This is a genomic window from Streptomyces sp. WY228 (assembly GCF_019287315.1).
Classification (GTDB): domain Bacteria; phylum Actinomycetota; class Actinomycetes; order Streptomycetales; family Streptomycetaceae; genus Streptomyces; species Streptomyces caviscabies.
On the sequence record NZ_CP079114.1, the window covers coordinates 3,524,836 to 3,550,914 of the forward strand.

At 71.2% G+C, this 26,079-nt stretch carries 27 protein-coding genes and 1 pseudogene; 8 read left to right on the top strand and 20 right to left on the bottom strand.

The window, feature by feature from the left end:
- Positions 1-96: 96 nt before the first annotated feature.
- Both mqnE and KV381_RS15260 read right to left on the bottom strand, forming a co-directional pair.
- Positions 97-1,260, bottom strand: a complete 1,164-nt coding sequence (gene mqnE / locus KV381_RS15255) for an aminofutalosine synthase MqnE (protein WP_030088144.1) — start codon at positions 1,258-1,260, stop codon at positions 97-99.
- A 94-nt stretch (positions 1,261-1,354) separates the two neighbouring features.
- Positions 1,355-1,810: an Lrp/AsnC family transcriptional regulator gene (locus KV381_RS15260; RefSeq protein ID WP_003968405.1), complete on the bottom strand. Its 456-nt coding sequence runs from the start codon at positions 1,808-1,810 to the stop codon at positions 1,355-1,357.
- A 121-nt stretch (positions 1,811-1,931) separates the two neighbouring features.
- On the opposite strand from KV381_RS15260, the gene KV381_RS15265 reads away from it, so the two are divergent.
- The gene (locus KV381_RS15265; RefSeq protein WP_007460445.1) at positions 1,932-2,078 is read left to right on the top strand and encodes a hypothetical protein; all 147 of its coding nucleotides are present in this window, start codon (positions 1,932-1,934) and stop codon (positions 2,076-2,078) included.
- Positions 2,079-2,086: 8 nt separating this feature from the next.
- Here the strand turns inward: KV381_RS15265 and KV381_RS15270 are convergent, their stop codons facing one another.
- Positions 2,087-2,770, bottom strand: coding sequence for a UbiX family flavin prenyltransferase (locus tag KV381_RS15270; RefSeq protein WP_030624571.1), 684 nt, complete (start codon positions 2,768-2,770; stop codon positions 2,087-2,089).
- A gap of 121 nt (positions 2,771-2,891) precedes the next feature.
- Here KV381_RS15270 and KV381_RS15275 point away from each other — a divergent pair, with 121 nt between their 5' ends.
- Positions 2,892-3,524: a rhomboid family intramembrane serine protease gene (locus KV381_RS15275; protein ID WP_030624568.1), complete on the top strand. Its 633-nt coding sequence runs from the start codon at positions 2,892-2,894 to the stop codon at positions 3,522-3,524.
- Positions 3,525-3,543: 19 nt separating this feature from the next.
- On the opposite strand, the gene mqnP is transcribed toward KV381_RS15275, so the two are convergent.
- Both mqnP and KV381_RS15285 read right to left on the bottom strand, forming a co-directional pair.
- Complete coding sequence (gene mqnP / locus KV381_RS15280) at positions 3,544-4,464, bottom strand: menaquinone biosynthesis prenyltransferase MqnP (protein ID WP_086778274.1); 921 nt, start codon at positions 4,462-4,464, stop codon at positions 3,544-3,546.
- On the bottom strand, positions 4,461-5,918 hold the full coding sequence (locus KV381_RS15285) for a menaquinone biosynthesis decarboxylase (protein ID WP_030624565.1): 1,458 nt from the start codon (positions 5,916-5,918) through the stop codon (positions 4,461-4,463). The genes mqnP and KV381_RS15285 overlap by 4 nt, the downstream gene beginning before the upstream one ends.
- Before the next feature lie 154 nt (positions 5,919-6,072).
- On the opposite strand from KV381_RS15285, the gene KV381_RS15290 reads away from it, so the two are divergent.
- Entirely contained in the window at positions 6,073-6,429 is a 357-nt protein-coding gene (locus tag KV381_RS15290; RefSeq protein WP_030088135.1) for a PLD nuclease N-terminal domain-containing protein, read from the top strand.
- 76 nt (positions 6,430-6,505) lie between these two features.
- Here KV381_RS15290 and ccsB read toward each other — a convergent pair whose 3' ends face one another.
- The 8 genes and pseudogenes from ccsB to hemL form a co-directional block, all read right to left on the bottom strand.
- Positions 6,506-7,588: a c-type cytochrome biogenesis protein CcsB gene (gene ccsB / locus KV381_RS15295; protein ID WP_030624559.1), complete on the bottom strand. Its 1,083-nt coding sequence runs from the start codon at positions 7,586-7,588 to the stop codon at positions 6,506-6,508.
- Positions 7,585-9,375 (bottom strand): cytochrome c biogenesis protein ResB, encoded by a 1,791-nt coding sequence (locus KV381_RS15300; RefSeq protein WP_086779908.1) that lies wholly within the window; start codon positions 9,373-9,375, stop codon positions 7,585-7,587. The genes ccsB and KV381_RS15300 overlap by 4 nt, the downstream gene beginning before the upstream one ends.
- Before the next feature lie 5 nt (positions 9,376-9,380).
- A complete protein-coding gene (locus KV381_RS15305; RefSeq protein WP_030088130.1) occupies positions 9,381-10,163 on the bottom strand; it encodes a cytochrome c biogenesis CcdA family protein in 783 nt (260 codons plus the stop codon).
- 4 nt (positions 10,164-10,167) lie between these two features.
- On the bottom strand, positions 10,168-10,770 hold the full coding sequence (locus tag KV381_RS15310; protein WP_030088129.1) for a TlpA disulfide reductase family protein: 603 nt from the start codon (positions 10,768-10,770) through the stop codon (positions 10,168-10,170).
- 67 nt (positions 10,771-10,837) lie between these two features.
- Positions 10,838-12,093 (bottom strand): annotated as a pseudogene (locus KV381_RS15315) (hypothetical protein).
- A 268-nt stretch (positions 12,094-12,361) separates the two neighbouring features.
- On the bottom strand, positions 12,362-13,750 hold the full coding sequence (locus tag KV381_RS15320) for an enterochelin esterase domain-containing protein (protein ID WP_086779907.1): 1,389 nt from the start codon (positions 13,748-13,750) through the stop codon (positions 12,362-12,364).
- Between the two features lie 306 nt (positions 13,751-14,056).
- Entirely contained in the window at positions 14,057-14,779 is a 723-nt protein-coding gene (locus KV381_RS15325) for a histidine phosphatase family protein (protein WP_030088123.1), read from the bottom strand.
- Complete coding sequence (gene hemL / locus KV381_RS15330) at positions 14,776-16,083, bottom strand: glutamate-1-semialdehyde 2,1-aminomutase (RefSeq protein ID WP_181008053.1); 1,308 nt, start codon at positions 16,081-16,083, stop codon at positions 14,776-14,778. The genes KV381_RS15325 and hemL overlap by 4 nt, the downstream gene beginning before the upstream one ends.
- Before the next feature lie 295 nt (positions 16,084-16,378).
- On the opposite strand from hemL, the gene KV381_RS15335 reads away from it, so the two are divergent.
- Positions 16,379-16,963: a hypothetical protein gene (locus KV381_RS15335; RefSeq protein WP_073780093.1), complete on the top strand. Its 585-nt coding sequence runs from the start codon at positions 16,379-16,381 to the stop codon at positions 16,961-16,963.
- A gap of 70 nt (positions 16,964-17,033) precedes the next feature.
- Here the strand turns inward: KV381_RS15335 and KV381_RS15340 are convergent, their stop codons facing one another.
- A complete protein-coding gene (locus KV381_RS15340; protein WP_050495792.1) occupies positions 17,034-17,402 on the bottom strand; it encodes a hypothetical protein in 369 nt (122 codons plus the stop codon).
- A 389-nt stretch (positions 17,403-17,791) separates the two neighbouring features.
- Here KV381_RS15340 and KV381_RS15345 point away from each other — a divergent pair, with 389 nt between their 5' ends.
- The gene (locus KV381_RS15345) at positions 17,792-18,217 is read left to right on the top strand and encodes a hypothetical protein (RefSeq protein ID WP_218785400.1); all 426 of its coding nucleotides are present in this window, start codon (positions 17,792-17,794) and stop codon (positions 18,215-18,217) included.
- Here the strand turns inward: KV381_RS15345 and KV381_RS15350 are convergent.
- Entirely contained in the window at positions 18,141-18,725 is a 585-nt protein-coding gene (locus KV381_RS15350; protein ID WP_218785402.1) for a TIGR03086 family metal-binding protein, read from the bottom strand. The genes KV381_RS15345 and KV381_RS15350 overlap by 77 nt on opposite strands.
- An 80-nt stretch (positions 18,726-18,805) precedes the next feature.
- Between KV381_RS15350 and KV381_RS15355 the strand changes: the two genes are divergently transcribed.
- Both KV381_RS15355 and KV381_RS15360 read left to right on the top strand, forming a co-directional pair.
- Positions 18,806-19,627: a helix-turn-helix domain-containing protein gene (locus KV381_RS15355; RefSeq protein ID WP_103536615.1), complete on the top strand. Its 822-nt coding sequence runs from the start codon at positions 18,806-18,808 to the stop codon at positions 19,625-19,627.
- A gap of 95 nt (positions 19,628-19,722) precedes the next feature.
- Positions 19,723-20,457 (top strand): Mut7-C ubiquitin/RNAse domain-containing protein, encoded by a 735-nt coding sequence (locus KV381_RS15360; RefSeq protein WP_218785405.1) that lies wholly within the window; start codon positions 19,723-19,725, stop codon positions 20,455-20,457.
- Between the two features lie 138 nt (positions 20,458-20,595).
- Here the strand turns inward: KV381_RS15360 and KV381_RS15365 are convergent, their stop codons facing one another.
- Entirely contained in the window at positions 20,596-21,165 is a 570-nt protein-coding gene (locus tag KV381_RS15365; protein ID WP_256995072.1) for a hypothetical protein, read from the bottom strand.
- 178 nt (positions 21,166-21,343) lie between these two features.
- Between KV381_RS15365 and KV381_RS15370 the strand changes: the two genes are divergently transcribed.
- Positions 21,344-22,102, top strand: a complete 759-nt coding sequence (locus KV381_RS15370) for an SDR family NAD(P)-dependent oxidoreductase (RefSeq protein WP_030088106.1) — start codon at positions 21,344-21,346, stop codon at positions 22,100-22,102.
- Positions 22,103-22,178: 76 nt separating this feature from the next.
- Here the strand turns inward: KV381_RS15370 and KV381_RS15375 are convergent, their stop codons facing one another.
- From KV381_RS15375 to KV381_RS15390, 4 genes are read right to left on the bottom strand one after another with little or no spacing between them, the layout of a single operon-like run.
- On the bottom strand, positions 22,179-23,168 hold the full coding sequence (locus KV381_RS15375) for an endonuclease/exonuclease/phosphatase family protein (RefSeq protein ID WP_218785407.1): 990 nt from the start codon (positions 23,166-23,168) through the stop codon (positions 22,179-22,181).
- Between the two features lie 19 nt (positions 23,169-23,187).
- On the bottom strand, positions 23,188-24,261 hold the full coding sequence (locus KV381_RS15380; protein WP_086778618.1) for an ABC transporter ATP-binding protein: 1,074 nt from the start codon (positions 24,259-24,261) through the stop codon (positions 23,188-23,190).
- On the bottom strand, positions 24,258-25,115 hold the full coding sequence (locus KV381_RS15385; protein WP_030088102.1) for an ABC transporter permease: 858 nt from the start codon (positions 25,113-25,115) through the stop codon (positions 24,258-24,260). The genes KV381_RS15380 and KV381_RS15385 overlap by 4 nt, the downstream gene beginning before the upstream one ends.
- Complete coding sequence (locus KV381_RS15390) at positions 25,103-26,077, bottom strand: ABC transporter permease subunit (RefSeq protein ID WP_208635435.1); 975 nt, start codon at positions 26,075-26,077, stop codon at positions 25,103-25,105. The genes KV381_RS15385 and KV381_RS15390 overlap by 13 nt, the downstream gene beginning before the upstream one ends.
- Positions 26,078-26,079 lie beyond the last annotated feature (2 nt).

Below are 26,079 nucleotides of genomic sequence, written 5' to 3' on the forward strand. Positions count from 1 at the left end.
ACCGGCCGGCTCAAGCCTGTCCGGAACATGAGAAAGCCCCGGCCGGGGACGGCGGCCGGGGCTCACACGGGACAGGAAGAGGCGCGTCGGACGCGGTCAGACGCGCATCGGCTGCGGCGACTCGCGCCGGTCCGCCTCCGGCCCCGGGTACTCGCGCAGGATCTCGTACCGGGTGTTCCGCTCGACCGGCCGGAAACCGGCGTCACGGATCAGGTCCAGCAGATCCTCACGGCCGAGCTTGTTCGGCGTGCCGAAGTCGTCCGCGTCGTGCGTGATCTTGTACTCGACGACCGAGCCGTCCATGTCGTCCGCACCGTGCTGGAGCGCGAGCTGGGCGGTCTGCACGCCGTGCATCACCCAGAACACCTTGACGTGCGGCACGTTGTCGAAGAGGAGACGGGAGACCGCGAAGGTCTTGAGCGCCTCCGCGCCGGTCGCCATCGTGGTGCGCGCCTGGAGCTTGTTGCGGACCTTGCCGTCCTTCATGTCCACGAAGTCGTGCTGGTAGCGCAGCGGGATGAAGACCTGGAAGCCGCCGGTCTCGTCCTGCATCTCCCGCAGCCGCAGCACGTGGTCGACGCGGTGACGGGGCTCCTCGATGTGCCCGTACAGCATCGTCGCCGGGGTCTTGAGCCCCTTCTCGTGCGCGAGACGGTGGATGCGCGACCAGTCCTCCCAGTGGGTGCGGTGGTCGACGATGTGCTGGCGGACCTCCCAGTCGAAGATCTCCGCGCCGCCGCCGGTCAGCGATTCGAGACCGGCCTCGATCAGCTCGTCGAGGATCTCGGAGGCCGAGAGGCCGGAGATCGTCTCGAAGTGGTGGATCTCCGTCGCCGTGAACGCCTTCAGCGCCACGTCCGGCAGGGCTTCCTTCAGCGCGCTGAGCGAGCGCGGGTAGTAGCGCCACGGGAGGGTCGGGTGGAGGCCGTTGACGATGTGGAGCTCGGTGAGGTTCTCGTTCTCCATCGCCTTGGCGAGGCGGACGGCCTCCTCGATGCGCATCGTGTACGCGTCCTTCTCGCCCGGCTTGCGCTGGAACGAGCAGTACGCGCACGAGGCGGTGCACACGTTCGTCATGTTGAGGTGACGGTTGACGTTGAAGTGCACCACGTCGCCGTTCTTGCGCGTCCGCACCTCGTGCGCGAGACCGCCCAGCCACGCCAGGTCGTCGGACGCGTAGAGCGCGACCCCGTCCTCGCGGGTCAGCCGCTCGCCGGCCCGGACCTTCTCCTCCAGCTCGCGCTTGAGTCCCGCGTCCACTAGGCCGCCTCCCATTTCTCCGTGTATCAGACTCCGCCCAACCGTACTCCCCCACCTTTCGGGCGGGAGGGGCCCCCTTTACGGCGCTTCGCGCCTACGCCTCCTCGGGCAGCTCCCCGACCCGGTTCTCCCACTTGGTGGAGAGCACGATCGTGGTACGGGTCCGCGAGACGCCCTTCGTACCGCTGAGGCGGCGGATGGTCTTCTCCAGGCCGTCCACGTCGCCGACGCGCACCTTGAGCATGTACGAGTCGTCGCCCGCGATGAACCAGGCGTCCTCGATCTCCGCGAGGTCCTTCAGCCGGCGCGCCACGTCCTCGTGGTCCGCCGCGTCCGAGAGCGAGATCCCGATCAGCGCGGTGACGCCGAGGCCGAGCGACGCGGAGTCGACGGTGGCGCGGTAGCCGGTGATGACCCCGGCGGTCTCCAGCCGGTTGATGCGGTCGGTGACGCTGGGTCCGGAGAGCCCGACGAGCCGCCCGAGCTCGGCGTACGAGGCCCTGCCGTTCTCTCTGAGGGCCTGGATGAGCTGCCTGTCCACCGCGTCCATATGACTGAAACCTTCCATTGTTCAGCAGTACCGCGAGTTTACGTGTAGAATCTAAGGCATGCAGGGTCGACACCCTGCAAATCTTCTAGAACATCCAAGAAACGCTTTCGAATCTTCAGGAGTGAACTTCACCGTGTACACGATCGAGATGGCCTACGCCCGGATGCGCGAGCTGCAGGACCTGGCCAACCGCTCGCGTGCCCACCAGCCCGCCGCCGCCCACCGCGTCGACAAGACCCGCACCCCGCGCGCGCACAAGAAGCGCTGACCAGCGGCCTAGCGGCCCTGCGGACCCCGGGAGCCACCGAGCTCTCCTTCCCACCGGCGGTACAAGCGGTGCGGCACCCCTGCCGCGTCCAGCACCCGCCCCGCGACGAAATCCACCAGGTCCTGGATGTGCGTCGCACCCGCGTAGAACGCCGGAGAGGCGGGCAGCACGATCGCGCCCGCCTCGTCCAGGGCCACCATCTGCTTCAGCGTCTGGCCGCTCAGCGGGGTCTCGCGCACCGCGACGACGAGCGGGCGGCGCTCCTTGAGCGTCACACTCGCGGCCCGCTGGAGCAGATCCTTCGACAGACCGAGCGCCACTCCGGCCACACAGGCCGTCGAGGCCGGCACGATCAGCATCCCCTTCGCCGGGTACGACCCGGAGGACGGCCCGGCGGCCAGATCACCGGCCGGCCAGTGGCGTACGCGCTCCAGCTCCGCCTCGCCCACCGCGAACGCGTCCGGCTTCCCGTCGGCGCCACGATCCAGCCAACCGCGCAGATCCTCGCGCCAGTGCGCGTCCCGGAACGCGATGCCGGTCTCGTCCAGCAGGGTGAGCCGCGAGGCCCGGCTCACCACCAGGTCCACGCTCTCGCCGGCCGCCAGCAGCCCGCGCAGAACGGCGGCCGCGAACGGGGTACCCGAAGCACCGGATACCCCGACAATCCAAGGCCGCCGCCGCTGATGAGTCACTGAAGTCCTGGATTCCACACCAGCGAGCCTATCCGGCACGCCCCCGCGCCCGGCACCCGGAACCGGGCAGGCGCCCCGGACGTTCTCCGGGTGACGGGCAACCCGGGGGCAGGGGCAGACCATGGGCGATTACTGGACCACCGACCGCACCGCGGACAACGGCACCACCGGCAGCGCGCGGGCCCTGACCGCCGGGCTCCTGATGGCGGGCTGGGTGGCCCTCCTGTGGATCCTCGAAGGCATCGACACGGCCTCGGGCCACGCCTTGGACACGTACGGCATCAGCCCGCGCGAGCTCTCCGAGCTGCGGGACGTGGTGCCCGCCGCGTTCCTGCACAGCGGCTGGGAGCACGTGGCGTCCAACAGCGTCCCGCTGCTGGTCCTCGGCTTCATCACCGCGCTCGCCGGACTGCGCCGGTTCGCCGCCGTCGTCGTGACGATCATCCTGGCCAGCGGCCTCGGCGTCTGGCTGACCGCCCCGGCGAACACGATCACGCTCGGCGCGTCCGGCGTGGTCTTCGGACTGCTCGGCTATCTGCTGGTCCGCGGCTTCGTGGACCGCCGGCCCTGGGACGTCCTCATAGGCGTCGGTGTCGCCGTGGTCTACGGCTCGCTGCTCTGGGGCGTCCTGCCCACCCAGTCGGGCGTCAGCTGGCAGGGGCACCTGTTCGGGCTGATCGGCGGTGTGGCGGCGGCGTTCCTCTTCCGCCGGCCGTCCACGCGTCGAGGCCCGGACAACCTGGTCACGGTCTGACCCCTGACCCGCGCGGGGATTACGGCGTCAGGCCGCGCGACAGCAGATCCAGCAGCGCGCAGGCGAACAGCGCGATGCCGATGAAGCCGTTCACCGAGAAGAACGCCCGGTTCAGCCGGGACAGGTCGTGCGGCCGCACCACCCGGTGCTCGTAGACGAACGCCACGGCGACGATCGCCATGCCGATCCAGTAGAAGACCTCGGCGTCCGTCGCCAGCCCGAACCACACCAGCAGCCCGGTCGTGACCGCGTGGCACACCCGCGCGCCCCACAGCGCGGCCGGGATCCCGAAGCGCGCCGGGAAGGAGAGCACCCCGTGGGCCCGGTCCGCCTGGACGTCCTGGCAGGCGAAGATCAGGTCGAAGCCGCCGATCCAGATGCCCACCGCGAGCCCGAGGATCACCGCGTCCCACGACCAGCTGCCGGTCACCGCGAGCCAGGCGCCGACCGGGCCGATGGCCTGCGCGAGGCCCAGGATCGCGTGCGGGAAGTTCGTGAACCGCTTGCCGTACGGGTAGACCACCATCGGCACGACGGCCAGCGGCGCGAGCACCAGGCACAGCGGGTTGAGCAGGGCCGCCGCGCCCAGGAAGACCGCCAGCGCGACGATCGCGCCGGTCCACGCGGACCGCACCGACACCGCGCCGGTCACCAGCTCACGGCCGGCGGTGCGCGGGTTCCGGGCGTCGATCTCCCGGTCGATGATCCGGTTGGCGGCCATCGCGAAGGTCCGCAGCCCGACCATGGCCAGCGTGACGAGGAGCAGGACGCCCCAGTGGATGGTGCCGTCCAGCAGGAACATCGCGGTCAGCGCGGCGATGTACGCGAAGGGCAGCGCGAAGACCGAGTGCTCGATCATCACGAGCCGCAGGAAGGCCCTGACCTTGCTGCTGGAGGGTGCGGGGCCCTGGACGGACGCCGCTTCTGCCGCACTGCTCACAGCCCGTATTCCTTCCAGCGGCGGTCGACCTTCGCCGCCGTCTCCGGGTCGGAGACGACCATCTCCGGCCAGCCCCCGTCCCGTGTGTAGCCCTCCGTGGGCAGCTTCTTCGTGGCGTCGATGCCGGCCTTGCCGCCCCAGAACTGCTGGTACGAGGCGTGGTCCAGATGGTCGACGGGCCCTTCGGCGACCACGAGGTCGCGGGCGTAGTCGGTGTTGCCGAGCGCCCGCCAGGCGACCTCGTGCAGATCGTGGACATCGCAGTCGGAGTCGACGACCACGATCAGCTTGGTCAGCGACATCATGTGCGCGCCCCAGATCGCGCTCATCACCTTCTGGGCGTGCTTCGGGTACTTCTTGTCGATCGAGACGATCGCGCAGTTGTGGAAGCCGCCCGCCTCGGGGAGGTGGTAGTCCACGATGTCCGGCACGATGATCTTCAGCAGCGGCAGGAAGAACCGCTCCGTGGCCCGGCCCAGCGGCCCGTCCTCGGTCGGCGGGCGGCCCACCACGATGGACTGGAGCAGCGGCCGCTTCCGCATGGTGACGCAGTCGATGGTCAGTGCGGGGAACGGTTCCTGCGGGGTGTAGAAGCCGGTGTGGTCCCCGAACGGCCCCTCGGGCAGCATCTCGCCCGGCTCCAGCCAGCCCTCGATGACGACCTCCGCCTGCGCGGGCACCTGGAGCGGCACGGTCTTGCAGTCGACCATCTCGATCCGCTTGCCCTGGACGAACCCGGCGAACAGGTACTCGTCGATGTCCCCGGGCAGCGGCGCGGTGGAGGCGTACGTCACGGCGGGCGGGCAGCCGAAGGCGATGGCGACGGGCAGCCGCTCACCGCGCCGGGCGGCGACCTGGTAGTGGTTGGCGCTGTCCTTGTGGATCTGCCAGTGCATCCCGATGGTGCGCTTGTCGTGGCGCTGGAGCCGGTAGAGGCCCAGGTTCCGGACGCCGTTCTCGGGATGCTTGGTGTGGGTGAGGCCGAGGTTGAAGAACGAGCCGCCGTCCTCGGGCCAGGTGAACAGCGCGGGCAGCTTGTCCAGGTCGACGTCGTCGCCGGTCAGCACCACTTCCTGGACGGGCGCGTCGCCGGACTTCACCTTCTTCGGCGGCACGTGCACCATCGAGCCGAGCTTCCCGAAGGCCTCCCGTACGCCGACGAAGCCCTGCGGCAGCTCCGGCTTGAGGAGCCCGCCGATCTTGTCGCTGATGTCGCTGTACGCCTTCAGCCCGAGGGCCTTGAGCAGGCGCCGGTCGGTACCGAAGACGTTCATGGCCAGGGGCATCGAGGACCCCTTGACGTTCTCGAACAGCAGGGCGGGGCCGCCGGCCTTGTTGACCCGGTCGACGATCTCGCCGACCTCCAGGTGGGGGTCGACCTCGACCTTGACGCGCTTGAGATCACCATCGCGCTCAAGAGCCCGGAGCAGGGAGCGAAGATCGTCGTAAGCCATGCCGTCCAGTTTGTCATCCCCACCCCCGCGGCCCCGCCGGGGCTCCCCCGTCCCGCGCCCCGGTTCCTTCATACCGAGCCGGTACCCTGGCCGCGATACGGGGCAATCGTCCCGCCCGCCGCCACTTCCTGGGGGACGCACCATGAGAGCCCTGATGTTCATCGTGCCGCTGGCTCTGACGATCTACGCGTTCATCGACTGCCTGAACACCTCGGAAGAGGACACCAAGCACCTGCCGAAGATCGCCTGGGTCTTCATCATCCTGCTGTTCTGGATCGTCGGCCCGGTCGTCTGGCTCATCGCGGGCAAGGTCCGCCACACCACGGCCGAAGGCGCCGGGCCCTCCTCGTGGCAGCGGAACAGGCGGCAGCAGTGGGTGGCCCCGGACGACAACCCGGACTTCCTGAAGTCCCTCAAGGACGACCGGAAGCCCGAGGCGGAGGCCGGGGAGGAGCCGGGCCGTCGTGACGGCGGCACCGGCCCCGACGACAAGACCCCGCCCACGTCCTGACGGCGCACCACCGCAGACGAAAGGCTCCCCGGACGGGATTCCGTCCGGGGAGCCTTTCGCGTCGTGCGTGGGTCGCTCAGACGCCGGCGTAGGAGTGCAGGCCGGAGACGAAGATGTTCACGCCGTAGTAGTTGAACAGCCAGCAGGCGAAGGCGACGAGCGCCAGGTAGGCGGCCTTGCGGCCCTTCCAGCCGGCGGTGGCGCGGGCGTGCAGATAGGCGGCGTAGGCGACCCAGGTGATGAAGGACCAGACCTCCTTGGGGTCCCAGCCCCAGTAGCGGCCCCAGGCGTCACCGGCCCAGATCGCGCCCGCGATGATCGTGAACGTCCAGAGCGGGAAGACGGCCGCGTTGATCCGGTACGCGAACTTGTCCAGCGAGGACGCCGAGGGCAGCCGCTCCATGACCGAGGAGGCGAACTTCCCGGGCTTGCCGCCCGACGCGAGCTTGTTCTCGTAGCTGTCGCGGAAGAGGTAGAGGACCGTGCCGACCGCGCCGAGGTAGAAGACGGCGCCGCAGATGATCGCGGTCGAGACGTGGATCCACAGCCAGTACGAGTGCAGCGCGGGCACCAGCTGGTCGCTGTCGGTGTAGAGCGTCGTGACCGCGATGCCGAGGTCCAGCAGGACCGTGGTGACCAGGGGGAGCCCGATCCAGCGGACGTTCTTCTTCAGCGCGAGCAGCACCAGGTAGGAGCCGACCACCGCCGTGGAGAAGGTGATGGAGAACTCGTACATGTTGGCCCAGGGGGCGCGCTGCACGGACAGGGCGCGGGTGATGACCCCGCCCGCCTCGACGAGGAACGCCACCACGGTCAGCGAGACCGCGATCCGGCCCCACAGATCGCCCTTGAACGTGCCGCCCGCCGCGCCCGGGCCGTCGGGCACGTCACGCGTACCGGTGGCGGAGCGGGTGACGACCTCGGGCCGCTCCAGTACGGCGGTGCCGCCGGCCTGGGTCTTCACCACCGGGGCGGAGGCGGAGGCGGCCGTTCCGGAGGCGGACAGCGCGGCGGCCGTACGCCCGACCTTGCTGCGGCTGCCGAGGACCCACTCCGCGATGTGCGCGAAGAAGGCCAGGGTGTAGACGGCCATCGACGAATAGATCAGCACATTGCTGGTGTGCGCCAGGCTCTCGTTGGTTGCGGCGGCGAGATTCACTTCTCAGCCCCTTCGGCAGGTGCTTCGGCAGGGTGTACGGGCCGGCTCCCGGCCTCGTTGGTGGCATCGGGTCCGTCCGCGTCCATGGACGCGGACGACGCCGCGGGTTTCTCCGGCTCGACCGGCGCGGTGGTGACGAGAGCGGCCGCGAGGTCGCCCAGTTCCTCGGGGAGCTTCGCGGACTCGCTGCGGCCCAGGCCCGCCATCTCCACGACTGTGACGCCGTCGGCGCCCCGGACCGCCCGCACCCACACGCGGCGGCGCTGGATGAACAGCGAACCGGCGAGTCCGGCGATGGCGGCGACGGCTCCGGTCAGCGCCCAGCCGGTGCCCGGCTGCTGCGAGACCTGGAAGCTGGCCCACTCCTCGACGCCGTCGAAGGTGATCGATCCGGCGCCGTCGGGCAGATCCAGCTTCTCGCCGGGCATCAGCATCTTCTTGAGCAGCTCGCCGTCCTTGTCCTTGAACTCCTTCATCTTGGACGTGTCGAGCTGGTAGACGTTCTGCGCCAGCCCGGAGTCGACGCCGAGGGAGCCCTGGTAGGCGCTGAGCGCCAGCACGGGGAACTCCAGGCCGGGGAACTGCGAGAACATCTGGCCCTTGCCGTGTCCGGCGAAGGTCGGCACGAAGAACGCCTTGAAGCCCAGCTGGGTCTTGACGCCCTTCTTGTCCTTGTAGCCGTCCATCACCTTGATCGCGCCGGACGAGGTGATGTTGTCGTCGATCGGCAGCAGCGGCACGGCGGTCTTCGAGACGACCTTGCCGGAGCCGTCCCGGACGGTGACGACGGGCGCGTAGCCGTGGGCGATCAGATAGACCTTGGTGCCGTCCACGACGAGCGGTTCGTTGACCTTGATGACGCCCTTGCGCTCCGCGCCGTCGGCCCCTTCGGTGTACGTCACCCGGGCCTCGAAGGTGCGCGGGGTGCCGCGTTGCGGGCCGCTCTTCTCGTACGTACCGGCGAAGTCGTCCAGCACGAAGCTGAACGGGGCCAGCGAGTCGGAGTCGTAGAGCGAGCCGGACTTGAAGTCGTCGTACTGGGTGAGCGTGTTGGAGAAGCCGTCGCCCTCGACGACCAGCTTGCCGCCCTCGGACTTGAAGAGCTGCCCGGAGGCGAAGGCCAGCAGCATCACGATCAGGGCGATGTGGAAGACCAGGTTCCCGGCCTCGCGGAGGTAGCCCTTCTCGGCGGCGACCGCGTCGCCCACCCCGTGCGTACGGAACCGCCGCTTGCGCAGCACCGCGAGGGCCGCCTCGCGGACCGCGTCGGGCTCGGCCTCCGTGCGCCAGGTGGTGTACGCGGGCAGCCGCGTCAGCCGCTTCGGCGCGCCCGGCGGGCGGCTGCGCAGCTGGCCGACGAACTGGCCGGTGCGCGGCACGATGCAGCCGATGAGCGAGACGAACAGCAGGATGTAGATCGCGGAGAACCACACCGAGCTGTAGACGTCGAAGAGCTGGAGCTTCTCGTAGACCGGGGTGAGGGTGGTGTGCTGGTCCTTGAAGGCCTGCACCTTCATGTCGTCCACGCTGGTCTGCGGGATCAGCGACCCCGGGATCGCGCCGAGCGAGAGCAGGAAGAGCAGGATCAGCGCCACCCGCATCGAGGTGAGCTGCCGCCAGAACCAGCGGACCCAGCCGATCACGCCCATCGCGGGCACGGCCGCCCCGGTGTCGGGGCGCTCCTCGCGGGGTGCGGTGGAGAGCCGGTCGCCGGCCGCGCCGTGGGCGGAGCCCTGCGCCTGCTCGTCCGCGCGCTGCCGCGTCCCGGTGCTGTTCGCCTTGCTCATTGGACTCAGATCCCTACAACGAAGCCGCTGGACCAGCTCTGCATGTGCTGCATGAGCGTGGCCCACGCACCGGTCAGCAGCAGGATTCCGGTCACGATCATCATGCCGCCGCCGATCCGCATCACCCATGCGTAGTGGCGCTTGACCCAGCCGAACGCACCGAGCGCCTTACGGAAGGCGACGGCGGCCAGGACGAACGGGACACCGAGTCCGAGACAGTACGCGACGGTCAGTATCGCGCCACGTCCGGCGGTGGCGCTCTGGGTGGAGAGCGCCAGCACGGAGGAGAGCGTCGGGCCGATGCACGGGGTCCAGCCGATCCCGAACAGGGCGCCGAGCAGCGGTGCTCCGGCCAGCCCGGTCACCGGCCGCTTGTGGATGCGGAACTCGCGCTGCGTCACACCCGGCAGGAGCCCCATGAAGAAGACGCCCATGAGGATCATCAGCACGCCGAGGACCTTGTTGAGCACCTCGGCGTGCATCTGGAGTTCTTGGCCGAAGTAGCCGAAGAGCGCACCGGTGGAGGCGAAGACGACGGTGAAGCCGAGGACGAAGAGCGAGGCTCCGGCCACCACCCGGCCCCGGCGCGCGTCGGCCAGGTCGGTGCCGCTGACCCCGGTGACGTAACTCAGATAGCCGGGCACCAGCGGCAGGACACACGGTGAGAAGAAGGAGATGAGACCGGCCAGCAGGGCGAGCGGCAGAGCGGCCAGCAGGGCCCCGCTCAGGACGGTGTCGTTGTACGCGGCCAGCGTGACGGCCTCGTGGTGCGCGGCGAGGGGGATCACCGGATCACTTCTCCGCGATGATCGGGTCGATCATCTTGCGCAGCTCGTCCGCGTCGAGCGCCTGGAGCGTGCGGGCCGCGATCTTCCCGTCCCGGTCGATGACCACGGTGGACGGGATGGCCTGCGGGTTCAGGGTGCCCTTGGGGAAGCGGAGGATGAGCTTGCCGATCGGGTCGTAGAAGCTCGGGTAGGCGACCCCGTAGTCCTTCTCGAAGTTGATCGCCGCGTCCCGCTGGGAGTCGCGGGTGTTGATGCCGACGAACTGGACGCCCTGCGCCTTCGTCTCCTCGGAGACCTTCGCGAAGTACTTCGCCTCCAGCCGGCAGGGTCCGCACCAGGAGCCCCAGACGTTGAGCACGACGACCTTGCCCTTGTAGTCGGCGAGGTCGAGCGGCTTGCCCTCCAGGCTGTTGCCGTCGAGCTTCGGCGCGGCCACCCGGTCGCCCTTCGCGACGGTGGAGATGCCTCCGCTGCCGGTGACGAAGTTGGTGTTGCCGCCACCCCCGGCCTTGTTGCCGTCGCCGCACGCGGACAGCGTCAGGGCACCGGCCACGGCGGTGGCGGCGAGCAGGGTGAAGCGGCGTCGGGACGCGCGGCCAAAGCTCATGTGAAAAGTTTCGCATGGCAGTTTCCAGGCCTTCCCGCGCCCCCCTCGCTGCCCGTAAAGCCCCTTGTCAAGCCTGATTAAAGAAGGAGTTCCAGCCGCCTGCGGGCGCCTGGCCGACGTCCAGTGTCCGGAGCTTGGCGAGCACGGCGGGATCCTGCGCGTCGAGCCAGTCGACGAACTGCCGGAACGAGACGAGACGCACGTCGTCCTTGTCCGCCACCTTCTTGATCACTTCTTCCACGGCGTCCATATAGATGCCGCCGTTCCACTCCTCGAAGTGGTTGCCGATGTAGAACGGTGCGCGATTCGAGTCGTAGGCGTCGCATAAACCGCCTGAAGATCGCGCCGCGCGCGGCCGGCGAGATAGGCATAACGCGAGGGCATGCCCTTGGTCGAATTCTGCGACTGGTTGGCGAGGATGTTGTAGTCCATCGAGAGCACCTCGAAGGAGTGCCCCGGGAACGGCATCGCCTGCAGCGGCAGATCCCAGATGCCGCCGCGCTTCACGGGCCAGGTCTGGCGGCCGCCGGGCGAGCTGGCGTCGTAGCGCCAGCCCAGCTTGCTCGCGGTCGGCAGGAGATTGTCCTGGCCGAGCAGACAGGGGGTGCGGCCGCCGACCAGTTCCTTGCGATAGTCGAACGGGAGCGGGTCCTCGTTCTCCCAGCCGGTGTTGGTCCGCCATTCCGTGACGAAGGACACAGCCTGATTGATCTCGCTGTGCCATTGGGCCGGGGTCCAGCGCTCCACGGATCCGGAACCGCCGCAGAAATGCCCGTTGAAGTGGGTGCCGATCTCGTGGCCGTCCAGCCACGCCTGGCGCACGTACTTCAGCGTGTCCTTGACGTGGCCGTCGGTGAGATAGCCGATGTCGGAGGCGCCGCGGGGGTTGTTCGGCGGACGGTAGAGGGATTTCTTCGACTCGGGCAGCAGATAGATCCCGGAGAGGAAGAACGTCATCGCCGCGTCGTGTTCCTTGGCGAGTTCGAGAAAGCGCGGGAAGAGACCGTTGCCGACCTCGCCCGCACCGTCCCAGGAAAAGATCACGAACTGCGGCGGCTTCTGGCCGGGTTCGAGCGGGACGGGCGCCGGCGGCTGTTGGGGCTGCTTGCCGGTGTCGGCGGTCGAGCCGTCGCCGATCAGCCGGACCTTGTTCTTCGGCGAGCCGTTTCCGCTGCCGTTGCCGCCGGTACCGGCGTCGCCCTTGCCGCCCTGCCCGGACCCTCCGTCGCCGGAGGAGCCCGAGGCGCCACAGCCGGCGAGTCCGATCGCGGCTGCGGCCCCGAGCCCCGCCCCGAGCAGGCCCCTTCGATTGATGTCGCGCATACCGTCCCCATCTGCGGTCGTTTTATCTCAAGCCCATACAAACTGCTGAAGGGTTAGATGAGGCGCGTAACACGTCGGTTCCGTGCATTTGGGGACTTTCTTTACGCTTTACCTTGCCGGCCGGCGGCCGATCTCGGCGCTACGTCCGTACGGTGTTCGCACTCCCTTACGAGCAGCTCTGCTGAGGGACGCGTGGACGGCCCTCCGCAGTTCTGCCGTCGGCCGACGGATCGCCGGCCGACGGGTCGGATTCCCTGAAACCTCGAACTCATGCGCGGGCGTGAAGACCGTCCGCCGGCCGTTCCTGCCGGAAGGCCTCCACCAGGGCGTCGGCCAGGAGCCCCTGCCAGCAGGCGTGGTCGCGGCCGCCGTTGTGGACGGTGCGCAGGACCCGGTGCCCCCGGGCGCGCAACACCGCGACGAGGGCCTCACCGTGCTGGGCGGCCGCGGCCCCGTCGTGCAATCCGAGGCCGAGATGGACGACGGGCCGGGCGCCCGCGCCGCCGTCCGTACGCCACAGGTCGGCATGCGTACGCGGCACGTCGGCATCCGTACGCGGTCCGAAGCCGCCCGTACGCAGGTCGCCGCCGTCCGTACGCGGCCCCTCGCCGGGCGACCATCCCGGTGACGGCGACTGGACGAGCACCCGGCCGAAGCGTTCGGGCCGGGTGAGACCCGCGTACAGCGCCGCCGCCCCGCCGGACCCCTGGCCGGAGACGGCGGTACGGTCCGCGTCGGCGGTCAGCGGCCACCGGGCACGCGCCCAGGGCAGCAGTTCGTCGGCGAGGAACGCGGCGTAGGCCTCGCGTCCGCCCAGGTCGCGCCGCCGGGTCGCGGCATCGACCGCGTCCGGGGCGAGGACGGCGAGCGGCGGCAGGGCCCCGTCGGCGATCAGCGCGTCCAGCGCGTCCTGGAAGCCGAGGCGCCCGAACCACATGTCCCCGTCGCAGAGCACGAGCACCGGCAGCGGCCCGCCGACGCCGGGGCCGTCCGCCCGGCCCGCGCCCTCCGGCGGAAGGTACGCCCAGACCTCGCGCTCCTCGCCCAGGGCGCCGCCGGTCAGGGTGTGCCGCTCGACGGCGCCGCGCCCGATGCCGGCCCGCCGGCCGGCCCACGGCTGAGGCGGGGCCTCCGGCAGGGCGAACACCGAGTTCTCCACGGCGCGCCAGCGGACCGGCAGGCGGCGGGGGTTGAGCGGATCGGCCACGCCGTGCGCCATCAGGGCCACCAGCCGCCGCTGGAGCCGGACGGGGTCGGCGGGCGCGGGGCCCGGGGAGATGTCGGCCACCAGCCGGTAGGAACCGCGGTGGTCGGCGCGCAGCCGGTAGCCGAGGTACCAGATGTCGGTGCCCGGCAGGTGGTGGAGGAGCGAGTCGGCGGGTCGCTCGCGGTCGCCGATGCCGGTCGCCATCAGGAGGACCTGGCGGGTCGCGCGGTGGCCGCGCCAGAGGAAGGTGACGGCACGGTGGCCGGGGGCGTCGTCGAGCGCTTCGACGAGCGGGGTTCCGGAGCGGGCGACGTCACCCCAGAACGCCTCGGTCAGGGCGTCCCGGGCAGCGGTGTCCCGGGCGGCTTCGAGCCGGCGGGTGAGTCGGGCTATCCGGGGGCCGGTGACCGGGTGGGGGGCGGCATCCGCCGCGCAGACGGGGTCACTCATCGGCCGGCCTCACCGGGAGGGACCGCTCCGACGGTCTCCGGTCGATTACGTCTCCGGGGGCAGTGCGCGTCATCGTTACACCGTTTCGTCGTAGGCGTTCGCGACCACGACGAGTCCCACGGGAACCACTGCCACCACGGGTCACAACGGAGACAGGGAGGGCGAGACGTTCGAAGCGGTCACGACGGTCGCAGGGGCGCAGCGTTCACCGCTGCCGCGGTGGTCACGACGGCCACCGCCGCCGCCGTCACGGGTCCCGCATGTTCTTCTCAGCGGCCGGGGCCACTGCTGGAGCCACGGCTGCGGCTATGCGCCGAACGCCTTGGACTGCCCCGGCTTCCCCTTCACCGGCTTGGCCCCGGCCAGCAGGTGCGCGGGCACCAGGTCCCGGGCCGGCTCCGAATAGCCGACCGAGACGATCGTGTCGCCCCGGTAGGTGAAGCTGGTCAGCGAGGCCAGCGTGCACTGCCGCTTGCGCGGGTCGTGCCAGAGGCGGCGGCGCTCCACGAAGGAGCGCAGGATCCAGATCGGCAGCTGGTGGCTGACGCAGACCGCCTCGTGCCCGCGCGCCGCGTCCCGGGCGGCGTCGATCGCGCCCATCATCCGGACGACCTGATCGACGTACGGCTCGCCCCAGGACGGCTTGAAGGGGTTGGTGAGGTGCTTCCAGTTGTCCGGCTTGCGCAGCGCGCCGTCGCCGACGCCGAAGGTCTTGCCCTCGAAGACGTTGGCGGCCTCGATCAGCCGGGCGTCGGTGGCCAGGTCCAGGCCGTGCGCCTTGGCGATGGGCGCGGCCGTCTCCTGGGCGCGCTCCAGCGGGGAGGCGACGACATGGGTGATGTCGCGCTTCTCCAGGTGCTCGGCGACCCGGTCGGCCATCTGCCGGCCCAGGTCGGAGAGGTGGTAGCCGGGGCGGCGGCCGTAGAGCACACCGTCCGGGTTGTGGACCTCGCCGTGCCGGACCACGTGCACCACGGTCAGCTGCTCGTCCCGGCCGGCGCTCTCGGGCTTGGGGCTCTGCTCGCTCATGCGGTGGCCTCCGATGCGGCGCGGGCGGCGGCGGGCAGGGCGGCGGCGATGCGCTCGACCGCCCGCTCGTCGTGGGCCGTGGAGACGAACCAGGACTCGAACGCCGACGGCGGCAGATAGACGCCCTGCTCCAGCATGGAGTGGAAGAACGCGGTGAAGCGGAAGACGTCCTGCTTCTTGGCGTCGTCGTAGTCGCGCACCGGCTGATCGGTGAAGAAGACCGAGAACATGTTGCTCGCGGCGGACACGGTGTGCGCGACGCCCTCCTTGGTGAGCGCCTCGCCCACCAGGGAGCGCAGCTCGGCGGAGACCGCGTCGATCTTCGCGTACGCCGCGTCGTCCAGCAGCCGCAGCTGGGCGAGCCCGGCGGCGGTGGCGACCGGGTTCCCGGAGAGGGTGCCCGCCTGGTAGACCGGGCCGGCCGGGGCCAGGTGCGCCATCACGTCGCCGCGACCGCCGAAGGCCGCGGCGGGGAAGCCGCCGCCCATCACCTTGCCGAAGGTCATCAGGTCGGGGCGGACGCCGTCGACGCCGTACCAGCCGGCCTTCGACGTACGGAAGCCCGTCATGACCTCGTCGGAGATGTACAGGGCGCCGTTGGCCGCGCACAGCTCCTTGAGCCCGGCGTTGAAGCCGTCCGCGGGCGGGACGACGCCCATGTTGCCGGGCGAGGCCTCGGTGATCACGCAGGCGATCTCGCCCGGGTGCGCGGCGAAGGCGGCGCGCACCGCGTCCAGGTCGTTGTACGGCAGCACGACGGTGTCACCGGCCGTGGCGCCCGTGACCCCCGGGGTGTCGGGCAGCCCGAAGGTGGCCACGCCCGACCCGGCGGCGGCGAGCAGCGCGTCCACGTGCCCGTGGTAGCAGCCGGCGAACTTCACGACCTTGGCCCGGCCCGTGAAGCCGCGGGCCAGCCGGATCGCCGACATGGTCGCCTCGGTGCCGGAGGAGACCAGGCGCACCTGCTCGACGGGCTCGATCCGCGCCACGATCTCCTCGGCGAGCGCGACCTCGCCCTCACCCGGCGTACCGAAGGAGGTACCCCGGGACACCGCCTCCTGGACGGCGGCGATGACCTCGGGGTGGGAGTGGCCGAGAATCATCGGCCCCCACGAGCACACGAGGTCGACATACTCACGGCCGTCGGCGTCGGTGAGGTACGGACCGGTGCCGGACACCATGAACCGGGGCGTACCGCCCACGGCCCGGAAGGCACGCACGGGTGAGTTCACGCCGCCGGGCGTCACGACGGACGCCCGGTCGAACAGCGACTGCGAAACTGGGGCTTCGTATGAATACGCCACTTTGGTCCTGATCTGCGATTCGGGTATCGGGAGGCCGGGCCGGAAATCAACGCTCAATCCCGGCCACCGGTGAGCAGGGAGCGCGCTTCCCTCGTATCACGAAAGAGCGTCGGCACCCTCACGTCTGCGAAACTGGGGCGACATAGGGAAAGCTCACACATGCCATGGTGTCAGAGGCACGGACGGTCTTGCGGACAGGTGTTTCACCGCACGCCCGCGGGGGAGGTCACTGACACGATGATCGGGTTGCGCGGCGGGGGCTGTGTCTCCTAAGAAGTAGTCGGGTGGATGAGATATGCATCGCGGTGGCGGAGTGGGCGAAGGGACCGACGACCTGGGGCCCGAGCCTGCCCGGCGAGGGCGGCACCGGCGCAGGGCCGAGCGCGCCCAGAGCAGGGGCGCGGAGAGCACGCCGCCCCCCGGGACCAGGAGCGGGGGCGGGATGGGCGTGACGTACAAGTACTTCGGCGCCCCGGACGGCGCCACCGCCGCCCGGGTGCCCATCTCGATGCGCCCGGAGGAGCTCGGCGGTGACGAGCTGGGCATGGGCGGCATGTTCACCAAGATCAAGCCGGAGACCGTGGCCGCCATGGTCCTGACCGGAATCCAGGGCATACCCCTGCACAAGGTCCCCCCGCTGGAACTGGTCGTCCTCCACCCCGACTACGCCGTGGTCAAACTCCCGATGACCGTCGTCGACCCGCTGCGCGGCGTCGGCGAGGAGTCGGTCGGCGCGGCGGCCTTCATCTGGTCCACGGTCCCCGACCGCGGCGGCCCGCGCGACGCCTTCAACGTCTACCAGCTGCTCCACGAGTGGCAGGACTTCTCCCACCGCCTGCACGACGCGGGCCACCAGGCTTACTGCCTGGTGTGGCCCTGACCCTGGGTTGAGCGGAGTTTTCGAGCAGCCTCGCACCCGAGGCTGCCGTTGCCCGGCGCATGGGCACGGCTCAGTCGACGCCCTTGACATAGACACGGCTGCGTTCACCGTCGATCGCTGCGACCGCGACGTGGAGAGCGTTGAGGTCGTCGTCGCAGGGAGCGCACACCTGAGCCGTTCGGACACCGTGCAGGCCGACCGGTTCCGGCAGGTCGAGATGGCCGAAGGGCGCGGCGGGCACGCTCTCCCCCGCGAACGGCACGGCCCGCTCCTCCACGGGTTCCTCCGGATCCATCCCGGCGAGAAAGCCGTCCACGTCTCCGGACGGCACCACGAACGCCAGTAGCAGCGCGTCGTCCTGGCCCTTCCGGTGTCCGGCCCGCACATCCGAGGCCGCCTCGGGCACGCGCACGCCCAGCCGCTCGGCGACGGCCGACACACTCACACCCTCGTCCCAGGAGGACGCCCCGCGTCTGCCCCCTGCCCCGCCGCCCTGCCCGCTTCCATCGGCACACCCGGCACCGAACACGACGAGACACCCCCATACGAGCCCCCGGACTCAGATCGTGCTGCACCGAGCTACCGCCTCGTATGTCGAACTCCCTGGCCTCATCGGGTAATCGATGCGTCCGGATTCTGGCGCACGGTGTCTTTGAGGCGTCCGAAATACGGCCGTACAGCCGGTCGAAGCGTTCAGACAGGCGCTCTCACGTGCACACATTCGGTCGGATCGAGCCATGTATCACGGCGAATTTGGCCGAAGCCGGTCTTCAGCGCCACCACCCCACACGCCGATGCACAGGACACCGACCATCGAGGAGGTCCGCCGTGGGCGACGTTCTGCTGGCCCTGTCCATCCCCGTGCTCGTCTTCGGCGGCGGCATCTACGCGGCCTGCGACTGCTGGTGGCGCCGCAGGCACCCGGCGCCACCGTCCCCGTACACCCACCGGGCCGCCCGGCTGGCGGAGCAGGACATGCTGGTCCTGGCCGCGGACATCGTCGACGACGCGTACGCCGCCCTCGGCCCCCTCTACGACGCCCCGGCCACCACCCCGTGCCCCGCCGGACCGGCCACCACCGGCCCCGCCGGACCGGCCACCACCGGCCCCGCCGGACCGGCCACCACCGGCCCCGCCGGACCGGCCACCACCGGCCCCGCCGGACCGCCCGCCGGGTTCAGCCCCCGGCCGTCCCGGCCGGACGCCAGCCCGGATCGCGCCCCGTCACCGCCAGCAGCCGTTCGAAGGCGCTAGCCCTCTCACCTACCGGGAACGGCTCGCCGAACACCTTCATCGCGCGGGCCTGCGGGGCCATCGCCGCGAGCCCCGGGCCCACCTCGTCGAGCACGCTCCGGTCCGGCTCGAAGTCCGTGCCGGTCGCCCGCGCCAGGTCCCAGGCGTGCACGGTCAGGTCGCCGAGCACCATCAGCCCCACCGTGCGGGCCGGCAGTCCCATCTGCCCGGTCGTGCCGTCCTCCGCGCCCGGCGCGTCCCACGCCGCCACCAGCCGGTCGGTCTCCTCGGCGAACCTCGCCCGCCAGTCGCCCGTCACGAACTCCGGCTCCCGGCCGAAGTCCACCTCCTCGCGGGCCGCGAGCGCCTGGAAGTTCACCACCACCAGGAACAGGTGGTTCAGCAGCGCCCGTACGTCGTACTCGGCGCACGGCGTACGGTCGCCCAGCCGGCTCTCGTCGATGCCCCGGACCACGGGCAGCGCCCGGGCCGCGGCGACTTCCAGCAGTTCACTGATCTTCTGCGTCATGCCTCCACCCTGCGCGGCGTCCCGCCCCACGTCTTGAAGAAACGCGACAGGCCGCCGATCGGGAGTCCTAGGATCGTGGCATGGCCGCCGGACCCCGCCGCGACACCCGGGGCATCGTCGACGCCCCGGACCTCTTCGCCCACGTACGCTTCCGCCGCCGCGAGCCCGCCGCCGCGCTGCGCCCGTACCTGGAGCACTACTGGCTGATCGACTGGGACCTCACCGAGCCGTACGCCGCCCATGTCGTCCCGCACCCGTCGGTGAACCTGGTCCTCCAGCGGTACGAGGCCGGGGCGAGCCCCGCGGAGCGGTCCGGGTACGCCGAGGTCGCGGGCGTCGACCCGGGGCTCTTCACCCGGAAGCTGGCCGGGCGCGGGCGGGTCTGCGGCGTGCAGTTCCGGCCCGGCGGCTTCCGCCCGTTCGCGCCGGCGCACGACGTCTGCGACCTCACCGGACGCCACGTTCCCGCCGCCGAGGTGCTGCGGTCGCCGCCGCCCGTCGACGCGGTCCTGGGACCGGACGACGAGGACGCGCGGGTCGCGGCGCTGGACGCCTTCCTGCTGGGCCTGGAGCCCCGCCCCGACCCCCGGGCGACGCTGGCGATGGCCGCCGTCGACCGGGCGCGCACGGACCGCACGGTGCGCCGGGCCGACCGACTCGCCCAGGACACCGGGCTCTCCGCCCGCTCCCTGCAACGGCTCTTCGCCACGTACGTCGGCGTCGGCCCCAAGTGGGTCATCCTCCGCTACCGCATCCACGAGGCGCTGGAGGCCGCCGAATCCGGCCCGGAAGTCGACTGGGCGCGGCTCGCGACGGACCTCGGCTACAGCGACCAGGCCCATCTGGTGCGGGACTTCACCGCGACGGTCGGCGTTCCTCCGACCGCGTTCGCCCCGCGCTGACGGCGCGCGGTCGCGCCCCCGTACGCCCCCGGGCCCCCGCCCGCCCCCTGCCAAATACCTGGCCGCCCGTCCCGCCCCGGTGGCATCCTGGCCGGGTGAACGGACCCGAGATCACCCTCGAAGTAGCCCCTGAGCTGCGGCTCTTCGTCCCGCACGACCGCCGCGGCGGGCCCACGCCCGTCGTCACGGACGGCTCCTCGACCCTCGGCCATGTCATCGAATCCCTCGGCGTCCCGCTCACCGAGGCCGGAACGCTCCTGGTGAACGGCGCCCCGGTGGCCCGCGCCCATGTGCCGGGCCCCGGCGAGCACGTCGAGGTGCGTGCCGTGGAACGCCCGCAGCGGGTGCCCGGCGCGCCGCTGCGCTTCCTCCTCGACGTCCATCTCGGCACACTGGCCCGCCGGTTGCGGCTGCTGGGCGTCGACGCGGCGTACGAGAGCGAGGACATCGGCGACCCCGCCCTGGCCGCCCTCTCGGCACGGGAGCGGCGCGTCCTGCTCTCCCGGGACCGCGGGCTGCTGCGCCGCCGCGAGATCTGGGCGGGCGCATACGTCTACAGCGACCGCCCCAAGGAGCAACTCCGCGACGTCCTCGGCCGGTTCGCTCCGGTGCTGGACCCGTGGACCCGCTGCACCGCGTGCAACGGCACCCTGACCGGGGCCGCCAAGGACTCCGTGAGCGCGCTGCTGGAGCACGGCACGCAGCAGGCGTACGACGTGTTCGCCCAGTGCACGGAGTGCGAGCGGGTCTACTGGCGCGGCGCCCACCACGGCCACCTGGAGACGATCGTGTCCGAGGCGGTCCGCGAGTTCGGGGGCGCGGCGGCGTAACGGCGTGACCGTGGAGCGGCGTAACGGCGTGACCGTGGAGCGGCGTAACGGCGTGACCGTGGAGCGGCGTAACCGCGTGACCGCGAGAATCCGCCGCTCGGAAGCGTCACAGCGTCACAGCGTCACAGCGTCACAGCGTCAGAAGGCGTACGGGTCACCCGTCGAAGGCGCCAGCACCGTGTGCGTGTCGTTCCCGGAGTCCGCGTCGCGCGCGCCGCCGCTCCACACCGTGTCGACCCGTACGACCACCTCGGCCGGGCGGCCGGCCAGCCGCAGGTCCAGCGCGGTCCGCCGGGCCGGGCCGTCCTTGGCCAGCGCGCCCGTCTCGCACAGCACCGCCGCCCTGCCGCCCCACAGGCAGCCCGCCGGAAGCTGCTGCCGCACGGCCAGCGGCTCGGAGAACCGCAGCCGCACCGTCGAGGCGGACACATCGGCGGGCCCCCGGTTCGCGGTCCGCAGCCGGATCTCCAGTTGGTCGCTCCAGAAGGCGACGTGCCCGCGATGGACGACGTCCGCCTCGGAAGCGACGGACGCGGCGGAAGCGGCAGGCTCGGCGGCGAAGGTGACGGGGTCGATGTCCGCCACCACCGCCGACCACGCCACCGGCCCCGCCACCGGCACCGCCGTCGCGGCCGGCACGGTCGTCGCCGCGGCCACGGCGACGGCGACGGACAGCGGCATCAACAGTGTTCGGCTCAGCATCAGCATGCCCGGAACATACCGATGACACCGATTAGTCCGATGAACGTACCGCCCTGACGCGCTCTCCCCCACCCGCACAGCCCACGGCCACTCGGCCCACGGCCGCCCCGCGCACCGGGGCGCCCCGTGACGCCTGCCTATCCTTGCCCCGTACCCGATCAGCAGCCGCCCGAGGAGATCCGCCATGGCCGCCACCCCCATCGCCGTCATCACCGGCGCGAGCAGCGGCATCGGCGCCGCGACCGCCCGTACGCTGGCCGCCGCCGGCTTCCGGGTCGTGCTGACCGCCCGTCGCAAGGACCGCATCGAGGCGCTCGCCGCCGAGCTGACCGAGGCCGGTCTCCAGGCGACCGCCTACGCGCTGGACGTCACCGACCGGGCGGCGGTCGACGAGTTCGCCACCGCGTTCCGCTCCCTCGCCGTCCTCGTCAACAACGCGGGCGGGGCGCTCGGGGCCGATCCGGTAGCGACCGGCGACCCCGCCGACTGGCGCCAGATGTACGAGACCAACGTCATCGGCACCCTCAACGTCACCCAGGCCCTGCTGCCCGCCCTCACCGCGAGCGGCGACGGCACGATCGTGATCCTCTCCTCGACCGCGGCGCTCTCCTCGTACGAGGGCGGCGGCGGTTACGTGGCGGCCAAGCACGGCGAACACGTCCTGGCCGAGACTCTGCGCCTGGAGATCGTCGGCACCCCGGTCCGCGTCATCGAGGTGGCCCCCGGCATGGTCAGGACCGAGGAGTTCGCCACCACCCGCTTCCGCGGCGACACCGAGAAGGCCGCCAAGGTCTACGCGGGCGTCGACGCCCCGCTGACCGCCGAGGACGTGGCCGACACGATCGGCTGGGCCGTCACCCGCCCCAGCCACGTCAACATCGACCTCCTGGTGGTCCGCCCGCGCGCCCAGGCCTCCAACACGAAGGTCCACCGCACCCTGTGAGCCGGTGAGCCGGTGAGCGAAGGGGGCCCGGGACCGGCGTACCGGTTCCGGGCCCCTGGCATGCCGCGCCTCGGGCTCAGCCCACCGTGAACGTCGTCAGGACCGCCGCGTGGTCCGTGGGCCACGCGTTGCCCGCCTGGTCCGGCACCGGCTTCGGGTCGCCCTCGACGAAGGACACCGACTTCTTCACGGTCAGCTTGGCGCCCGCGTAGTCGATGAAGTCGATCCGGTCCTGCGGCTCGTCGACGCCCGTGGAACCGTCGTGCTTCGGGTAGACCGGCGACCAGGTGGTGCCGGGCACCGTCGCCGGGTCCGGGTTGGCCTCCCGGAAGGAGTCCTTCAGACCGGCGTCCTCGAAGATCTTGGTCACCGGCCAGTCCACCTGTCCGTAACCGCAGTGGCTGTCCTTGGTCGCCTCGGTCCAGTCCAGGTGCGAGGGCGTGTTGAAGTCGCCGACGAGCAGCACCGGCGTCTCGTCCGCGGCGGCGATCTTCGGCGCGAGGTCCTTGGCGATGGCCTCGGCCTGCGGGGTGCGCCCGGACTGCGCCTCCCGCAGGAAGATCTCCTCGACCGGCATCTCGTCGAAGCAGGCGTCGTACGGGCCGTACGGGTCGTAGCCGAGGTGCGCCGTCCAGAGTTCGACCTCCTGGCCGGTGGCCTCGTCGATCCGGATGCGGACGCCCGCCGCCGCCTGGCTGGTCTCCACCTCCGAGCTGAACGGGAAGCGGCTGATGATGCCCAGGTCGGCGTCGGACTGCCAGTGGTCCCAGCCCAGCTCCTCCGCGAGCTCCTTCGCCGAGTGCCCGGAGGTCTCCTGGAGCCCGACCACGTCGGGCCGGTGCTTCTTGATCACGTCGAGCTGCTTGGCCAGCCCGTCGTCGACCTTGGCACCGCCGTGCCACAGGTTCAGGGTCATGACGCGCAGCTCGCTCGCGGCGGCCGGCCTGCCGGGCTTCTTGGCCTCGTCGGGCCGGTCCGCCGGACCGGCGACCGCCACGGCCGCGGTCGCAGCGAGGGCGACGGCCGCTCCGGTGGCGGACAGGAACACACGGCGCTTGGCACTCACTGGTTGCTCACTCCTTCACTTACACCTTCGGGGACGGGACGACGGCTCGCTCGGCGACGAGCACGGGGTTCTCGTGCGGGGTGATCGTGCAGCGTGCTCCCGGCGTCAGCGCGGTCGCCTCCCAGCTGGGCAGGTCGGCCTTGCACGCGACGCCGGAGTCGGTGGTGAGGTGCAGCCGGGTGGTGGGGCCGAGGAAGGTCGCCACCCGTACGGTCGCGGGGGTGCCCGCCGCGTCGTCCGCGGCGCCGACCGCCAGCCCCTCGGGGCGCAGCAGTACGTCGACCTCGGCGCCGACGGCGGGGGTCGCGCCGTGGATGGGCAGCCGCCGCCCGAACAGCTCGACGATCGCGCCGTCCCGGACGGTGCCCGGCAGCCGGTTCATGGTGCCGACGAACTCGGCGACGAAGGGCGTGGCCGGGCGTTCGTACAACTCGCTCGGGGCGGCGCACTGTTCGAGCCGGCCGTCCTTCATCACGGCGACGCGGTCCGCCATGGACAGCGCCTCCTCCTGGTCATGGGTGACGAAGACGGTGGTGATGCCGAGGTCCAGCTGGATGCGCCGGATCTCCTCGCGCAGCGTGAGCCGCACCTTCGCGTCGAGCGCGGACAGCGGCTCGTCGAGGAGCAGCACCTTGGGCGAGATGGCCAGGGCGCGGGCGAGCGCCACGCGCTGCTGCTGGCCGCCGGACAGCTGGTGCGGATAGTGGCCCTCGCGGCCGGGCAGCCCGACCAGCTCCAGCAACTCCCCCGCCCGCCGCCTGCGTTCGGCGGCGGCCCGGCCCCGTACCCGCAGGCCGTACGCGATGTTCTCGGCGGCCGTCATGTTCGGGAAGAGGCTGTACGACTGGAAGACCATGCCGATGTCACGGCGGTGGGCCGGGACCGAGGTGACGTCCTGGCCGTCCATCAGCAGCTCACCGCCGTCGGCGCTCTCGAAGCCCGCGACGATGCGCAGCGCGGTGGTCTTGCCGCAGCCGGAAGGCCCCAGCAGGGCGACCATCTCGCCCGGGGCGATGTCCAGGTCGAGTCCGTCGAGGGCGACCGTGGAGCCGAACTTCCGGCGCAGTTGCTTGAGTTGCACGGGGACGGTCATGACACGGTCTTCTTTCGGTTCTCGCGGTTCTCGCGGACGGAGCCCGGGCGCGTACGACGGCGGCTGCGGCCACCGGCCAGGGTGGTGAGCAGGAGCAGCAGCCCCCAGGTGATCAGCAGGCTGAGCATCGCGGCCGCCACCGACAGCTGGGCCTCGGAGTCCTTGATCTCCACCATCCACACGGAGAACGGGCGGTAGGAGAGGACGGAGGCGACGGTGTACTCGCCGAGCACCATGGCCAGGCTCAGCACGGCCCCGCCCACCACGGCGGTCCGCAGATTCGGCACGATCACCTGCCACAGCGTCTGCAGCCGGGACGCGCCCAGGCTGCGGGCGGCCTCGACGAGGGTGCGCAGATCGACGGCGCGCAGCCCGGCGTCCAGCGAGCGGTACAGGAACGGCAGCGACATGACCGTGTAGACGAGCACGAGGATCAGCGGGAAGTCCTCGTCCCGCAGCACCTGGAAGGTCATGTACAGCGGGGTGTCGGCCAGGTCCTGTTCCCAGGACAGCACCGTGGTGACGCCCGCGACCAGCGCGATCGGCGGCACGACCAGCGGCATCATGCACAGGATCTCGACGATCCGGCGCAGCCTCGGCAGATACAGCGAGACCGCGACCAGCGTCGGCACCATCAGCAGCAGCCCGCAGACGATGGTGGCCAGACCCAGCCGCACCGAGAGCATCAGGCTGGTGGTCAGCCCCTCGGTGCCGAGCCCCCGCGTGTACGCGTCGAAGCTGATGCCCTCGACCTCGTTGACGCTGAACCAGACCGAGGCGCCGATCGGAACCAGGAAATACAGCGCGGCGAGCGGCAGGACGACGCCCCGCGAGGTCAACTTCATCCGAGCCATCGGGTGCTCCTGCGCTGCAGCGGTATCTGTACGGCCATCACGAGCAGCGCGATCACGACCATGTTGAGGCTCATGGCGAGGGCGAGGTTCTCCTGGCCCACCAGGACGTTGCCGTTGAGGGCGTTGGCGATCTGGATGGTGATCAGCGGCTGCGAGGAGCCGACCATCACGGCGGCGGTGGCGTGCGAGGCGAACGCCGTGCCGAACATCAGCACCGCGCCGCCGAGCAGCGACGGGGTCAGCACCGGGATGCCGACGTGCCGCCAGTACTGCCCCCGGGTCGCCCCGCAGGACGCGGCGGCCTCCTGCCACTGGGAGCGCAGACCGTCCAGCGCGGGCAGCACGGTCACCACCATCAGCGGCACCATGAAGTAGAGGTAGGCCAGCACCAGGCCGGTGAAGCTGTAGAGGCTGAAGCCCGTCCGGTCCAGGTGGAGCAGCTGGGTCACCGTGCCGGTGGTGCCGAGCGTCGCGATGAAGGCGAACGCGAGCGGCGCACCGGAGAAGTTGGCGAGCACCCCGCTGGCCGAGACGACGACGCCCCGCAGCGCCGGGCGCGGCGAACTGACGACGGCCTGCGCGATCAGGGTGCCGATCACGGTCGCCAACAGGGCGGTCACGAGCGAGAGTTCGACGCTGCCGGCGAGCCCGGTCGCGTACGCCCCCGACAGCGATCCGCCGACGTTCTCCGTGGAGAAGCGGCCCTCGCCGCTCGCCGGGTCGACGACGGTGAACGCCCCGTACACCATGGTCCCGGCGGGCAGCCCGAAGCACACCGCGAGGAACGCGAAGAAGGGAACGACGACGGGCCACCGGTGCCGCCGCGCGCCACGGCGGCGGCGGCCGCCGTCCCGTACCGGAGGCACGGGGCCGGCGGGAGCGGCCGGGCCCGCCGCGGGCGCGGAGGCCGCCAGGACGGCGGCTCCGCTGCCCGCGGGGGAGGGTGCGGTCTGGTCGGCCATGC